The sequence below is a fragment of the Thomasclavelia saccharogumia DSM 17460 genome, assembly GCF_000686665.1.
GTDB lineage: Bacteria > Bacillota_I > Bacilli_A > Erysipelotrichales > Coprobacillaceae > Thomasclavelia > Thomasclavelia saccharogumia.
In genome coordinates, this window is the sequence record NZ_JMLH01000007.1 from 26,667 (window position 1) to 40,883 (window position 14,217).

Sequence of the window (14,217 nt, forward strand, 5' to 3'; positions counted from 1 at the left end):
GACTTATAAGTTATAATATTTCTACTTCCTACCACATAAATTATTTCTATTTTTGTAAATTTGTTAAAAATAAATTTATGAATCTAATGGGTAAAAAAATACCAAAATATTGTATTGCTTGACTTTTGTACTTCGTATCAGTATTCTAATAATAGAGAGTACTTTCTTTATAATTTGTTTTGCAAAATAATAAAAGGTGGCAAGTGGAAGTTACGGGATGGAGAAAAAATGAAAACTTTAAAACAATTGAATAAGAATTTTTATAGTACATTATTAATTTTAGTAGTTTTACTTCTATCTGTAAGTAGTGTTAATGCAACAAAGCTAACACCATATGTTTTTCAATCAGTTTCCAAAGAAACCGGCTGGATTTATAAAATTTTAGAATATAATGGTAGAAAAACAGCAAATGAGTTTGGTGGAAAAGTAAAAGCTGTCTGTACATTTAATGATGCAATCGGACAATATACTAACATTGGTAATCCATATATATCCCTTACCTCTGGAAACGTAAGTGATATTAAATTAACATATAGTAAAACTGTTGCAACTAATAAAAGAAAAGTCGCTTATAGTAATTTTTCATTTCTAGTTTATGATGAACAATTTGGCAATAACAGTGGAATGGGTCTATATTATGATAAATTCACAATTCCAGATAGTTTAACTTTTAATTGAAAGAGAGTAGTTTATGAAAATATCAAAAGGAACTATTATTGTAGCAATTTTTGTGATTTCAATGGTTTCAGTTATAGTATGTGCGATTATTGATGGGAATTCAAATTCTTATCCTAATACAACTAAATATCTTAAAGATGCTTTTAATAAAAATGAATATGGTGTAAAAATCATCGATTCAGATAAAGGAGAAGATGTTACAGATTCTTTTATTTCAGAAAATAAAGAACTTTATGAAAACGGAGATTGGGATGCAATTATGGAAAATTTCAATCAAAACCATTATCATTTATCAGTTGAAATCAATCCCGATGAAGAATGATTTTAATATAAAATGAAGGTTAAGATTAATGTCTTAACCTTTTTATTAAATGCAAAAAACACGTTAAAACCCTAGCTTAACTAGGGTTTTATCAACTATTTAGATTGATTATAACGATTTGATGAACTCATTTGTTTTTGTCCCATCTCGACTAATCTTTTCGTAATTTCGCCACCGACAGAACCGTTTTCACGAGCAGTTGTATCAGGACCTAAATTAACGCCAAATTCGTTTGCAATTTCGTATTTCATTTGATCGATTGCATTTTGAGCTCCAGGGACAACTAATTTGTTTCTACTAGAGTTTTGTGACATATATCTTCACCTCCTGACACATATATCTTGTGTCAAAGCTAAAAATATATACATCATTTTTTAAAAAATTTCATTATTTTGTTTATAGCTATTATCTACGACAATTTCCTCAACATTATCAACACATTCATCAATTAATTTTTTAAAATCAAAATTTTCTTCAAAAGCTTCTGCTTTATAACTTTTTGGTTTAGTTGCAGGAGCTTTCGGGGTAAAGATCGTACAACAATCTTCATGAGGCCGAATCGATATTTCATAAGTATCGATTTTATTTGCAATATCAATAATTTCCAATTTATCTAAACATAAAACTGGTCTTAATACAGGAATTTTAACAACCTCATTGATAACCTGCATGCTATTTAAAGTTTGTGAAGCTACTTGCCCAATACTTTCACCATTAACCAAAGCCAGACAATTATTTTTATTAGCGATCATTTCACTAATACGATACATCATTCTACGCATTACTGTCATAGCATAACTTTCATCACAGTTATCATAAACTGCTAATTGCAATTTAGTAAAATTAACAACATGAACTTTGATTTTTCCATGGGTATAATGACGTAATTTATCTACTAAATCAAAAACTTTTTCTCGTGCCAATTCATTTGTATATGGTGGTGCTGCAAAATGAATACATTCAAGATCGACGCCACGTTTTAAAGTCAAATACCCCGCTACTGGCGAATCAATTCCCCCAGACATCATTAACAAGGCTTTACCACCAACGCCAACTGGATATCCACCAGCACCTTTAATAATATTATCCATTACATAAATTGCATCATAACGAATCTCAACCGTAACTAAGATTTCCGGATGATGAACATCAACTTTTAACTTTTTGGTCGTATGATGAAAAACATATCCTGCAATTTCTCGGTTTATTTCTTGAGAAGAACCAGGAAAATTCTTATCAGAACGCTTGGTATTGATCTTAAAAGTATTCCCATCATTTTTTTCAATTATTTGCATTACAGCTTTTTTTGTCATTTCTAGATCTTTATCAATTTTATATGCAACAGAAAAAGAATAGATTCCAAAAACTGTTTTTAACTTATCACAAACAGCTTGATGATCAGCACCATTTAGAATCACATACATGCGATCATGCTGTAAATCATAGCTTAACTGTTTAAAATCATTCAATATTTCTTTTGTATTTTTTAAAAGACGATTTGTAAATAATTTTCGATTTTTACCTTTTGTAGTAAGTTCACCAAAGCGAACTAATATATAATTTGCTTCCATTTTCTACCTCTGTTTCTTTAATTTTCCTAAACTGTCTTGTAAATAATAACAAAACTGGTCAATATCTTCTTTTGTTGTATGTTCACTAAAACTAATTCTAAGTGCACTTGAAGCAATGGCATCATCAAGATGCAGTTGCGCCATGATTCTAGAAACATTGCTCGTTTTTGAAGAGCAGGCACTGCGGGTCGATAAATATATTTCTTTAGTCTCTAGATCATGTAAAATAACCTCTGGTTTATATCCCGGACAAGAAAAATTTAATATTGATGAAATACAACACGATTCATCACTATTAATGACAATTCCTGGTATTTGTTGTAAACATTCTCTAGCATATTTGTTAATGATATCAATATGTTTAGTTTTAGCATCAAAATTTTCTAATGCTAAGCGCAATGTTTTTGCTAAAACAATATTACTGCAGGCATTTGAAGTACCTCCACGAAGCCCAAATTCCTGCTGACCACCGCTTATCAATGGTACGATGGTTGTGGAACGCCGTTTAAATAATAGTCCGCTTCCTTTTAACCCATAAATTTTATGAGCCGAAAATGAGGCCAGATCTACATCTTCTAAATTAATCGGCAATTTTCCTAAAGCCTGAACCATATCAAAATGAAGTTTAACTTTATCATGTTTTTTTACAATTTTTTTAATTTCTTCAATCGGATTAATTACCCCGATCTCATTATTTACATACATGATCGAAACAAGAATCGTATCATCTCTAATGCTGTCTTGTAACTGTTGTAAAGAAATACAGCCTTTTTGATCAACATCTAAATATGTGACTTCAAAACCAAAAACCTTTTCTAATTCTTTACAAGTTTCATATACCGATGAATGTTCAATTGCCGTTGTAATAATATGCTTACCGCGATTTTGATATTGGAACGCTGTCCCTTTAATTGCCATATTATTAGCCTCACTGCCACAGCTGGTAAAAATAACTTCATCTTCTTTAACCTTAAGCATTTCACTTACTAACTTGCGGGAATGTTCCATCAAGCGATTAACTTCGATTCCTTTATCATAAATTGAATCAGCATTATAAAAATATTTTTCTAATAAATTATGGTAAGTCGTTAAAACCTCAGGATTTAACGGTGTCGTTGCTACATAATCTAAATATATCATAAATAACCCCCTATTTTATTATATGCAATTAAAACACAAAGTCCTACACCGACTTTGTGTTTTTATTAATCAACATCTCATATGACCCCGGATTTATCTTTTCAATTATATCAACAGCTGTAGATAAAGCTTTTGTATACTCACCATTTCTAAATAATAACTCCGCTTTAGTCAACTCGGTATTAACTTCTAAAAAAGAACTACGATACCGATTACCATAAATAATTGCCTCTTCAACCATTTCTGCAGTAACGATCAAATTATGAACATTATCATATAATTTATAAATCACATCACGAGCTGCATCAACTTGAAGTGACAATCTTTCTAAGTCAATTGGCCGATGACGAATAAACTTTAAGATTTCATCAGCTTTTTGATAAGAATCATCGATATAATCTTTATACGATTCATTGATCATTGGTAAGTGTTTATTTTTAATTTCTGATTTTATTTCTAAGAGAACGATATTAATATTATCCAATTCATCTAAAGCTCTTTTTTCCTGTAATCTTAATGAATTTTCTAATTCATTGTATTTTACTAACGCATCATCAAATGGCTGACAACGCTTTACTAATTGATCGAATTCTTCAATCAACGTACTATACGAAAAATCTTTTGACTCAATTACTGTCGTTATTTCTTCTAAATCATCTATAATTGGTTTAAAATTCTTATAATCTTCATCAATTGTAATATTATAATCACTCAATAAATAATTACGTTGTAATTCAGCTAAAGAACTTACTGTTCGTTTAAGCCCATCGTCTAAACGACCAATATGTCGATAACAATTATTACGAGCTTCTTCATACTGATTAAAAGCAGCCTGTTCTTTTTCTAAATCAGCTCCCAATCCATTTAATTCATCAGTCATTACTTCAATCGAAGAACCAACGTTCTCTAATCTTAGATCTTTAATAGCTTGAATCGTATTTTCTAAATCAGCATGAATCTTATTATAGCGCACTGAAGCGTTTAATTTTTCAATTGAAAAATCCTTTTCCTTCATATCTTCGATAATTGCATATAACTCTTCTAAACGCTTAGGAATATATTTCCGGACAATTGAAATATAAGTTGGTAAATCTCTAAGATTAGCTGCCAATAGATCAATATCTTTTTCAATTTTAGCAGCAAATGATTGTGCTTCATCAAAACGCTGATTATTCATCATATCTTCCAAAGTAACAAAACGACTATCAATATCATCAAAAATAGCGGGAATCGCCGGAACGAAATCCTCGATTTTAAATCTAACGGCTGCAAAATTATCACTTGCAGCTCGATATTTTTCTTTGATCTTAATAATTGCGACTCGTTGAACATTTTCAATTTCCGTAATAACTTCGATTTTTTTCAACAAATCTTGAGCTTTGCTTTCATAATCATCAATTTCATTTTTCAATTTAACTATTTTCTTATGAGCACCTGTTAATTTACGATAAAAAAGCTGTTCATCTATTTCGTTTATTAAAGGCATGATATCATTATTTTGAAAAACATTTAATTTATTAAATTCAGATTCATATAATTCATATTTTTCAAGTACTTCAGGCATATTTTTTCCAATTCCTTTTACTCTACCCAAACGATACTGAATCGGTAATGTTTTTATTGCATTCATGCGATTTTCAAGTTCAATTATTTCTTTACGATACATCTTTAACTTAATTGCACGATAAACTATCGTACCAATAATTATCACTAACACACAGACACAAGCTATGATTACACTTTGACTACCAAATTTTTTTAATATATTATCTAAAAATTCCATCTGTACATCCCTCTTTACATAAAGCTTACTTATAGAGTATACCACAACATACTTGTCATGTCTAAACAGAATCGACAATTTTTCATAATCATTTACATTATTTTTTTTCTCAATAATATATATTAACAGGAGGTATAATAGATGAATAAAAAAATCTTAGCACCGTTGCGTTCATATAATCCAAACAGAGTTTTTTATATCTATCATGAATATATTAAAATGTTCAAAAAAGCAGATCTTGATATCATTACAATTGCTCCTGCAAGTTTTACAACCTTACAGTTTTTAGTTGATAATTGTGATGGTCTATTACTTACAGGCGGTCTCGATGTCGACCCTGCTTACTATCACGAAAGTTTACATCCCAAAACTAAAAAAGAGCTTTTCGAACTTGAAGAACTAGAATTTACGTTAATTAAAATGTTTTTCCAGCAAAACAAACCGATTTTAGGAATTTGCCGCGGCATCCAAACTATTAACGTTGCTTTTGGCGGAACCTTGATTCAAGACCTTGACTCAAATTTGCACATGCAAAAAGAAATGCAGGGCTATCGCCATTTAGTTACCACCTGTAAAAATTCTTTACTATCAAAGTATTTAGGTGATAAATTTATGACAAATTCTTTTCATCACCAAGCTCTCGATAAAGTTGCCGATGGTTTTATCATTAGCGCTAAAAGTATTGACAATATAATCGAAGGAATCGAAAAAGATAAAATTATCGCGGTACAGTGGCATCCAGAAAAGAATAATGATAAAATACAGCAAAGACTTTTAAAATTATTTAATGATTTACTGGAGGAAAAATAGATGAAAAAAATTGGATTTATCGGTGTTGGAGTAATGGGTAAAGCGATGGTATTGAATCTATGTAAAGCAGATTATGATATCTCCATATTTACTCGAAGCAAACATAAAGTTGAAGATATTATAAGTGATAAAATCAAATGGTGTGATAGTATTGAAGAATGCTGCAAAGATAAAGATATTATTATGACGATGGTTGGTTTCCCTAATGATGTTGAAGAAGTATATTTTAGTGAAAAAGGAATCATTAATAGTGTAAAAGAAAATACTATTTTAATTGATTTTACGACGTCAAGTCCCCTATTAGCTAAAAAAATATATACTGAAGCAATAAAAAAAGGTGCTGTTAGTTTAGATTGTCCAGTTTCTGGTGGCGATATTGGAGCCATCAAAGGAACCTTATCTATTATGGTCGGCGGTGACAAAGAAGTTTTTGAAAAAGTAAGACCTGTCTTAAAAGTTTTAGGAACTAATCTCAATTATGTTGGAGCTCCTGGAAACGGTCAGCATACTAAAATGGCTAATCAAATTGCCCTAGCTGGTGCATTAGCCAGTACCTGTGAAGCCATCACATACGCTAAAAGCGTTGACCTAGATCCTGAATTAATGTTACAGTGCATCTCTAGTGGGGCTGCTGGTTCTTGGCAGTTAAGTAACAATGGTCCTAAAATGCTGACAAATGATTTCGACCCTGGTTTTTACATCAAACACTATATCAAAGATATGAAAATAGCCAAGGATGTAAATGATAGCAACAGCCTTGACCTTGAAGTACTTAATGCTGTTTTAAAAATGTTTGAGACTTTACAAGTTAATGGTGATGAAGATTTAGGAACGCAGGCTTTAATTAAATATTATCAAAGATAGCTCAGCTATCTTTTTTTACAAATAAATTATGTTTATTGGCAATCAACATTGCTATAACCATCAAGATCATCGCTAACATCTTATTAAAAGCAAACTCTTCTTGCAGCAGCAAAGAGCCAAGATACGTAAAGATTGGATTTAATCCCAGTAAAAAACTAGTTTTTATACTACCGATTTCATGAACAGCATTAAAATAAATCAACTGGATGATGGCAAATCCAATCCCAGAAAAAAGGATAAAAACGAGCCATAACATTAACGAAATATTTTCGATATCGTTATGTTGCGGAAAAAATAACGATATCACTAATAACTGGATAAAACCATAACTCAAATACTCTAATGTAAACGACAGATTCTCTTCTTTTTTACAATTATGCTGCATCAATAGATTACCATAACTATAAAAAACAATTCCCCCAAGCAGCATCAAATGCCCCCAAGAAAGCTGATTCAATTTAAAATCAATCGAAACAAAAAAAGCAACAAAAGCTATCATCATAGCAAGCAATTGATTTTTAACGATCTTATTTTTATATATCAATAAAGCTAAAAGAATCGTTACTAACGGAGCCAGTGAATTCATGATTGCATTAGCACTGCCGCTAATTAAATTTAAGCCCTCAAAAGTTAAAATAAAATTTATTGTTATTGAAAATAAGGCAACTTTAAAGCCTAAAAAATCATGACGACGCTTAAATTTCACTTTCTTATATTTCATCACTAAAAAAATCGCTACGATCGAAAGAAAAACCTTAAGTGTCGCCAGATCATATGTTGACATATATTCCAGCATATATCTCATTACTAAAACATTAGTTCCCCATAAAAAACTTGCAAAAATCAACCAGACATACATTATATCACCACTATTAGTATATCCATCTAAAAAACTTTAAAACTAAAAATGTAGATACATTAACTGTATCTACAAAATTATTTCATTTTTGATCTGTTGACGATCATGCTTTAACTGTTCAATCAACCCTTCAACACTAGCAAACTTCTTTTCCATTCTAATTTTCTTAATAAAAGCAACTGTTAAAACTTGTCCATAAATATTTTCATCAAAATCAAAAATATTTACTTCTAAAGATAATCCTGGTAATGCTGTAAAAGTAGGATTATAACCAATATTGACCATTCCTAAATAAACTTTATCTTTAAAATAGACTTTTGCACCATACACCCCATTTTCAGGTAACAAATAATCTTTAGCATCGATATTAGCAGTTGGAAAACCGATCTTACGTCCATTTTGCCGTCCATATATTACTTTACCACTTATACAATAAGGACGACTTAATAATTTAGCTGCCATCTCGACATCACCCTTAGTTAGAAGCTCTCTTAAGTAACTTGAAGATACTTTATGATGATCGTATTCCAGTTTTTCAATTACAGTTACTTGATAATCATTATGTCCATAAGCTTGTAAAATTTCACTATTACCACGACCCCGATCACCAAAACGGAAATCATAACCACAAACAACATGTTTGATTTTAGATTTGATAATAAATTCTTGAATAAATTTTTCTGGCATCAATTTAGCAATATCATGATTAAAACGTAAAATAAATAAATAATCAAAATCATATGATTTTAATAAATTAATTTTATCTTCTAAACTCATTAAATACTTAAACGGCTGATTAGTTAAATAAGCTCGAGGGTGAACATCGAATGTCAACAGCGCCTTTTTTAAATTATCTCTTTTTGAAACCTTAATAACTTCATTAACTAACTTTAAATGTCCTAAGTGAAAACCATCAAAAAAGCCAAGCGCAACACAACTAGGTTCCATCTTCAAATCATTTTGTTCATTTAAATATATTATTTCCATTACCATAATCCTCTTATATTCTTTAAATAACCATTACCATCAGGGCCATACACTGCTAAAACCTTCTTATTTCTATTTACGATTACGACCTGCTCATTGATATCAGATTTGATCTTCTTACCATGATAAACGATATTTTCATCTTCTACTTCTAATTGTTTAAAGTCACTTAAGGCAGTTTCAATACTCAAACAATTGAACTTACCAGCTTCAATTTCTTCTAAAGTAAAACAGTCATTTAAAGCAAACTTACCGGATTTCGTTCTGATCAGATCCTGCATATGTCCAGGATAGCCTAATTTAGCAGCTATATCAAAACATAATGAACGAATATAAGTTCCTTTAGAACAGCCAACTTTAAATTTAATCAAATTTTCTTTGATTTCTAAAACATCGATATAATCAATTGTAACAACTCTAGTAGGAACTTCTACATTTTCACCACTTCTTGCATATTCATATAATTTTTTGCCCTTAATTTTGATTGCTGAATATAAAGGCGGTTTTTGTTCCTGTTTTCCTATAAAACTCTTTAAACAAGCAATAATTTTATCATCATCTATTTTTTGATATTCTTTAGTTTCTAAGACTTTACCACTAGCATCATAAGTATCCGTACTTACACCTAAATTTAAAGTTGCGACATATTCTTTACTTTCACTAGTTAAAAACTGTAATACTTTAGTTGCCTTATTAATACATACAACTAAGACCCCAGTTGCATCAGGGTCCAAAGTTCCACAATGCCCTACTTTTTTAGTATGTAATATTTTACGAAGTTTATTAACGACATCATGACTCGTCATCCCTGCAGGTTTATTTATTAATATGATTCCATCCATTTTTATCACCGCTTATCATTTTACAAAGGTTTGTAATAAAATGCAAATATCTTTGCATATATTCATAATTTTGTTAAAATAGAAAACGGTGATTATAAATGACAATGAAAAAAGTATTAGGCTGTATAAGAAAAGCTGATGAAGAATTTGATTTAATTCAAGATGGTGATAAAATTTGTGTTGGTGTATCAGGTGGAAAAGATTCAACGTTACTTTTATACTGTTTATCGCTATATCAAAAATTTGCTCGTGTTAAATTTGAGGTAGTTGGTGTTCATATTGAAATGGGATTTCCAGATATGGATTTTAGTAAAGTAGATGCTTTTTGTAAAAAAAATCAGATTGAATTATATCATGAACCTAGCGATGTTTATGAAATCTTAAAGTTAAATAAAACTGAAGATGGTCGTTTACAATGCTCGCTTTGTTCAAAGTTTAAAAAAGCTTTAGTTATTGATGGCGCAAAAAAGTATGGTTGTAACAAAGTTGCTTTTGCTCATCATGGTGATGATGCTGTAGAAACTTTATTTATGAATATGGTCTACGGTGGTAAAATTGCTACTTTTACCCCTAAAATGTATCTAACGCGAACCGAAATGAATTTCATTCGGCCTTTAGTTTATGCTTATGAATCAGATATCATTTCAGCTGTAGAAGAAGCTCATATTCCTGTTGTGACATCAACCTGCCCAGCGGATAAACATACTAAGCGCGAAGAATTTAAACAGTTATTAAATGAGCTGTACCAAAAATACCCTCAAGCCAAAAGTAATTTATTGACTAGTTTATCGAACGAGAAAAATACATTACTTTGGAAAAAAACACCTAAAGAAAAATAAATTCACAATTGTGAATAAAGTGTGAAAAAGTGGACATAACGTCCACTTTTAAGCATGTTTAATTACAAAATAGTTCTTTTTACCACGACGAATTACCGTTGCTTCGCTGCCAAAAGCATTAGCTTTGCAAACAGTAAATTCAACATCTTTGATTCTTTCACCATTAATTAAAATGGATCCACCATTAACAAATTCACGTGCTTCGCGTTTACTTTTAGCTGCCCCACAAGTAATCAAAGCATCTAAAATATTTAAATCTTCATTTATTTCAACACTTGGCACTCCTTCAAAACATACTTTAACTTGTTCTAAAGTCAAAGATTGAATTTGACCTGAAAATAACATTTTAGAAATATTTACAGCTTCTTCATAAGCCTCTTTACCATGTAAGAAAGTGATTACTTCACGAGCTAGCGCCTGGTGGGCTTCTCGTAAATGAGGCTGGGTTTTATTCTTTTCTTCTAATTCCATAATTTCTTCAGGTGTTAAGAAAGTTAAGAATTTTAAATAATCGATTACTTTATCATCCTCTGAGTTAATAAAGAACTGATACATTTCATAAGGTGATGTTTTTTCTTTATCTAACCAAATAGCTTTGCCATTTGTCTTACCAAACTTTGTTCCATCACTTTTAGTTAAAAGCGGCATTGTAAAACCATAAGCTTCTTTACCGTCTTTTTTTCTGATCAATTCAATTCCTGCTGTAATATTGCCCCATTGATCTTGGCCTGCAACCTGCATAACACAGTTTTTATTATTATATAACCATTCAAAATCCATTGCCTGCATGATCATATAAGAAAATTCAGTATATGTAATCCCAGCATCTAAACGCCGTTTAACAATATCTTTATTCAACATATAATTGACATTAAAGTATTTACCATAATCTCTAAGAAAATCAATAAAATTTAAATCTTTAGACCAGTCATAGTTATTAACTACTTCAAACCCAAATAAGTCCTGAGCCTGTTTTTTTAAACAAGCAAAGTTATGTTCAACTGTTTCTTTCGTAATCATTGGTCTTTCAGTATCTGGTTTTGGATCACCGATCAATCCTGTAGCTCCACCAACTAATAAAATCGGATTATGTCCGGCATCCTTTAAACGTTTTGAAATTAAAAATGATGAAAAATGTCCAATATGTAAACTGTCTCCAGTTGGATCAGTTCCAATATAAAAAGTCATTCCACCATTATTTAATTTTTCTTCTAGATCCGGCGAACTGACATCTTTGATCAATCCCCGCCATACTAATTCATCATAAATCTTCATCTTCTATCCTCCATCTATAAAATAAAAAAGATTTCATCCTAAAGGACGAAATCTCGCGGTACCACCTTTATTCATGATTACTACATGCTCTTAAATCGATAACGGGATGACCCGTCTAGACTTTGCATCTAGAAACTCCAGAGTGTATTCATCAGTAGTACATCCTTGTTTTCACCAGCCACAAGGTCTCTTAAATGCCTATTTTGATTACTATTTTCCTTCAACGTCGTAATTGAATTATATTCTAAAACAAAGGATAAGTCAACCTTCATTATTTGATATTATTCTACAATAACAGCTGTACCACTTGCTGTAACCATCATCATATCATTACCAGTACCTAACATTTCATAGTCAATATCAACTCCAATTACTGCATTAGCACCCGCCGCCTTAGCTCTTTCTTCCATTTCTTTCAAAGCTTCCTGGCGACAAGCCATTAATTCTTCTTCGTATCCAGCACTGCGGCCACCAAAAATATTTCTAATTCCAGCTCCAATATCTTTAAACATATTGACTCCAGAAATTACTTCACCAAAAACGATTCCCCTATATCAACTACTTTTTTCCCTTCAATTTGATTTGTTGTTGTAATGATCATATTATTTTCCTCCATCTATTTGATAATTTAATTTTAACCTATCTATCAAATATATGCTACTTATAATATAATAATTCTAAAAAAACATTGCCCATTTTAAAAATATTTCCCTTTTAATATACTCAACAAAAAAACAGCATAATTATTTATGCTGTAATACTTTTATTCATTTGTTGAATTACGCTTTATAAACATGTGCTGAACAACGATTTCCTTTGACTCAATCTTTTCTTCATGCAAAAATTTTGTCAACAAACGAACTGCAAGCGCTCCCATATCATAAACAGGAACATTCGTCGAAGATAGCGTTGGCTTACACATAATTGAATAACTTGTATTCAACATTCCCACAACTTCCATCTCTTCAGGAATTTTAATTCCATTTTCCTGAGCCGCATTGATAACTGCTACACCATCTTTATCATATCCACAAAACACTAAATCATGTTTATGATTTTTAAAATACTCTACAAAATTAGGGTACGTATTCTCATAATGGCTTGAGCTGGTTAAAATCTGATTAGTTGTAAAAACTTTTTCATATTTTTTATATGTATCTTTAATACCTTCAATTATTTCATCACTTTTAATTAAATTTTGTTTAGGTAAAATATAAATTATATCATCTTTACCCTCAGCTAGATATTTATCAACAATCTCTTCTGCCGCCTTTTTAACATCAATATAAATAGAACCGATGTTGTCACCCGATAATTTCTTACCTATGACAACTATTGGTAATTTATACTTAACAATTGCTTCAATTGTTTCATCAAGATTATCATTATTAAATAAAATTACTCCATCTACTCTTGATTTAACCAAACGTTCTGTTACATCAGCGACTGTATTTTCATCACCAATATCATCAGTAGTATACATATTGATATTATAATCTAAATGTCTTCCTGTATCACCGATACCGCCAATCATGTCTTTAACATGAGCGAATAATGACTGGGGAAAAACAATTGCAATAGTTGTTGTTTTACTAGTTGCTAGTCCTCTAGCTATATCATTCGGTTTGAAATCTAAACGCTCAATAACATCCAAGACTTTTTGTTTAGTTTTTTCTCGAACAACATTTGAACCATTAATTACTCGAGAAACTGTCGCAAGAGAAACGCCAGCTTCCCTTGCAACATCATATATCGTAACTTTTTTCATTAATCTTTTAGATCTTCAATGATGACATCTAATTCATCTTCAATATCATCCATTGCATCATCTAATTCCTTTAATGCATCAAAATCTTTGTCTTGAATCTTGTCCTTGATCTCATTTAATTTACTTGTCATTTCATCACTGATCTTTGTAACTGACGCTTTAAAATTTTCATATTCTTCACTTGATTTAACAGAATTTGCCAGCTCTTCTAATTTTTCTTTAACTTCAGATAATTTAGTACTTGTAGTATCTTTAAATTCTTCCATATCAAATTCATCAATAGCAAGTTTTATTTCTTCAATTGTATTATTAACTAACGTCTTAACATCTTCTTTTGTCATATTCTGTGCTTTATCATATAATTCCTGTGATTTTTCTTTAAGATTTCCTCTTAACTCACTACCTTTTTTTGGTGCAAATAACATTCCAACTACTGTACCAATACCAATACCAGCTATAAATTTTCCAAATTTCATAAT

16 protein-coding genes and 1 other annotated feature are annotated in these 14,217 nt (G+C 30.7%); of the genes, 5 read left to right on the forward strand and 11 right to left on the reverse strand.

All coding sequences use genetic code 11. The annotated features are described in order from the left end of the window. The first annotated feature begins 228 nt into the window (after positions 1 to 228). Positions 229 to 678 carry a hypothetical protein gene (locus BR82_RS0103315; protein ID WP_027089013.1) on the forward strand — a complete coding sequence of 150 codons (450 nt, stop codon included), beginning with the start codon at positions 229 to 231 and terminating at the stop codon, positions 676 to 678. A gap of 13 nt (positions 679 to 691) precedes the next feature. Beyond that, a complete protein-coding gene (locus tag BR82_RS0103320; RefSeq protein ID WP_024720829.1) occupies positions 692 to 1,000 on the forward strand; it encodes a hypothetical protein in 309 nt (102 codons plus the stop codon). 95 nt (positions 1,001 to 1,095) lie between these two features. Here BR82_RS0103320 and BR82_RS0103325 read toward each other — a convergent pair whose 3' ends face one another. From BR82_RS0103325 to BR82_RS0103340, 4 genes are read right to left on the reverse strand one after another with little or no spacing between them, the layout of a single operon-like run. Continuing rightward, entirely contained in the window at positions 1,096 to 1,314 is a 219-nt protein-coding gene (locus tag BR82_RS0103325) for an alpha/beta-type small acid-soluble spore protein (RefSeq protein WP_024720830.1), read from the reverse strand. 60 nt (positions 1,315 to 1,374) lie between these two features. Then, on the reverse strand, positions 1,375 to 2,571 hold the full coding sequence (thiI, locus tag BR82_RS0103330; RefSeq protein WP_027089014.1) for a tRNA uracil 4-sulfurtransferase ThiI: 1,197 nt from the start codon (positions 2,569 to 2,571) through the stop codon (positions 1,375 to 1,377). Between the two features lie 3 nt (positions 2,572 to 2,574). Beyond that, entirely contained in the window at positions 2,575 to 3,711 is a 1,137-nt protein-coding gene (locus BR82_RS0103335; protein ID WP_027089015.1) for a cysteine desulfurase family protein, read from the reverse strand. Between the two features lie 43 nt (positions 3,712 to 3,754). Continuing rightward, positions 3,755 to 5,494: a septation ring formation regulator EzrA gene (locus BR82_RS0103340; protein WP_027089016.1), complete on the reverse strand. Its 1,740-nt coding sequence runs from the start codon at positions 5,492 to 5,494 to the stop codon at positions 3,755 to 3,757. 141 nt (positions 5,495 to 5,635) lie between these two features. On the opposite strand from BR82_RS0103340, the gene BR82_RS0103345 reads away from it, so the two are divergent. Then, positions 5,636 to 6,304 (forward strand): gamma-glutamyl-gamma-aminobutyrate hydrolase family protein, encoded by a 669-nt coding sequence (locus BR82_RS0103345; protein ID WP_027089017.1) that lies wholly within the window; start codon positions 5,636 to 5,638, stop codon positions 6,302 to 6,304. After that, on the forward strand, positions 6,305 to 7,168 hold the full coding sequence (locus tag BR82_RS0103350) for an NAD(P)-dependent oxidoreductase (protein ID WP_027089018.1): 864 nt from the start codon (positions 6,305 to 6,307) through the stop codon (positions 7,166 to 7,168). It abuts the gene before it with no gap. Between the two features lies 1 nt (position 7,169). On the opposite strand, the gene BR82_RS0103355 is transcribed toward BR82_RS0103350, so the two are convergent. From BR82_RS0103355 to truB, 3 genes are all read right to left on the reverse strand, one after another. Then, the gene (locus BR82_RS0103355) at positions 7,170 to 8,027 is read right to left on the reverse strand and encodes a DMT family transporter (RefSeq protein WP_034864048.1); all 858 of its coding nucleotides are present in this window, start codon (positions 8,025 to 8,027) and stop codon (positions 7,170 to 7,172) included. 69 nt (positions 8,028 to 8,096) lie between these two features. Then, complete coding sequence (locus tag BR82_RS0103360) at positions 8,097 to 9,014, reverse strand: bifunctional riboflavin kinase/FAD synthetase (RefSeq protein ID WP_027089020.1); 918 nt, start codon at positions 9,012 to 9,014, stop codon at positions 8,097 to 8,099. Next, on the reverse strand, positions 9,014 to 9,856 hold the full coding sequence (gene truB, locus BR82_RS0103365) for a tRNA pseudouridine(55) synthase TruB (protein WP_027089021.1): 843 nt from the start codon (positions 9,854 to 9,856) through the stop codon (positions 9,014 to 9,016). The genes BR82_RS0103360 and truB overlap by 1 nt, the downstream gene beginning before the upstream one ends. A gap of 98 nt (positions 9,857 to 9,954) precedes the next feature. Between truB and BR82_RS0103370 the strand changes: the two genes are divergently transcribed. Then, on the forward strand, positions 9,955 to 10,695 hold the full coding sequence (locus BR82_RS0103370; protein ID WP_027089022.1) for a PP-loop family protein: 741 nt from the start codon (positions 9,955 to 9,957) through the stop codon (positions 10,693 to 10,695). Between the two features lie 48 nt (positions 10,696 to 10,743). On the opposite strand, the gene tyrS is transcribed toward BR82_RS0103370, so the two are convergent. The 4 genes from tyrS to BR82_RS0103390 all read right to left on the reverse strand — a co-directional run bounded on the left by tyrS (position 10,744) and on the right by BR82_RS0103390 (position 14,214). Then, positions 10,744 to 11,970 (reverse strand): tyrosine--tRNA ligase, encoded by a 1,227-nt coding sequence (gene tyrS, locus BR82_RS0103375; RefSeq protein WP_027089023.1) that lies wholly within the window; start codon positions 11,968 to 11,970, stop codon positions 10,744 to 10,746. 38 nt (positions 11,971 to 12,008) lie between these two features. Then, positions 12,009 to 12,203 (reverse strand) — a binding site (T-box leader). 48 nt (positions 12,204 to 12,251) lie between these two features. Next, the gene (locus tag BR82_RS15065) at positions 12,252 to 12,482 is read right to left on the reverse strand and encodes a heavy metal-binding domain-containing protein (protein WP_471529592.1); all 231 of its coding nucleotides are present in this window, start codon (positions 12,480 to 12,482) and stop codon (positions 12,252 to 12,254) included. Positions 12,483 to 12,733: 251 nt separating this feature from the next. Further along, positions 12,734 to 13,738, reverse strand: coding sequence for a LacI family DNA-binding transcriptional regulator (locus BR82_RS0103385; protein ID WP_027089024.1), 1,005 nt, complete (start codon positions 13,736 to 13,738; stop codon positions 12,734 to 12,736). Beyond that, on the reverse strand, positions 13,738 to 14,214 hold the full coding sequence (locus BR82_RS0103390) for a YtxH domain-containing protein (protein ID WP_027089025.1): 477 nt from the start codon (positions 14,212 to 14,214) through the stop codon (positions 13,738 to 13,740). The genes BR82_RS0103385 and BR82_RS0103390 overlap by 1 nt, the downstream gene beginning before the upstream one ends. Positions 14,215 to 14,217 lie beyond the last annotated feature (3 nt).

Excerpts from the sequence above, each read along its gene's own strand:
- BR82_RS0103315 (WP_027089013.1), top strand. The coding sequence starts at position 229 with ATGAAAACTTTAAAACAATTGAATAAGAATTTTTATAGTACATTATTA.
- BR82_RS0103320 (WP_024720829.1), top strand. The coding sequence starts at position 692 with ATGAAAATATCAAAAGGAACTATTATTGTAGCAATTTTTGTGATTTCA.
- BR82_RS0103325 (WP_024720830.1), bottom strand. The coding sequence starts at position 1,314 with ATGTCACAAAACTCTAGTAGAAACAAATTAGTTGTCCCTGGAGCTCAA.
- thiI (WP_027089014.1), bottom strand. The coding sequence starts at position 2,571 with ATGGAAGCAAATTATATATTAGTTCGCTTTGGTGAACTTACTACAAAA.
- BR82_RS0103335 (WP_027089015.1), bottom strand. The coding sequence starts at position 3,711 with ATGATATATTTAGATTATGTAGCAACGACACCGTTAAATCCTGAGGTT.
- BR82_RS0103340 (WP_027089016.1), bottom strand. The coding sequence starts at position 5,494 with ATGGAATTTTTAGATAATATATTAAAAAAATTTGGTAGTCAAAGTGTA.
- BR82_RS0103345 (WP_027089017.1), top strand. The coding sequence starts at position 5,636 with ATGAATAAAAAAATCTTAGCACCGTTGCGTTCATATAATCCAAACAGA.
- BR82_RS0103350 (WP_027089018.1), top strand. The coding sequence starts at position 6,305 with ATGAAAAAAATTGGATTTATCGGTGTTGGAGTAATGGGTAAAGCGATG.
- BR82_RS0103355 (WP_034864048.1), bottom strand. The coding sequence starts at position 8,027 with ATGTATGTCTGGTTGATTTTTGCAAGTTTTTTATGGGGAACTAATGTT.
- BR82_RS0103360 (WP_027089020.1), bottom strand. The coding sequence starts at position 9,014 with ATGGAAATAATATATTTAAATGAACAAAATGATTTGAAGATGGAACCT.
- truB (WP_027089021.1), bottom strand. The coding sequence starts at position 9,856 with ATGGATGGAATCATATTAATAAATAAACCTGCAGGGATGACGAGTCAT.
- BR82_RS0103370 (WP_027089022.1), top strand. The coding sequence starts at position 9,955 with ATGACAATGAAAAAAGTATTAGGCTGTATAAGAAAAGCTGATGAAGAA.
- tyrS (WP_027089023.1), bottom strand. The coding sequence starts at position 11,970 with ATGAAGATTTATGATGAATTAGTATGGCGGGGATTGATCAAAGATGTC.
- BR82_RS15065 (WP_471529592.1), bottom strand. The coding sequence starts at position 12,482 with ATGTTTAAAGATATTGGAGCTGGAATTAGAAATATTTTTGGTGGCCGC.
- BR82_RS0103385 (WP_027089024.1), bottom strand. The coding sequence starts at position 13,738 with ATGAAAAAAGTTACGATATATGATGTTGCAAGGGAAGCTGGCGTTTCT.
- BR82_RS0103390 (WP_027089025.1), bottom strand. The coding sequence starts at position 14,214 with ATGAAATTTGGAAAATTTATAGCTGGTATTGGTATTGGTACAGTAGTT.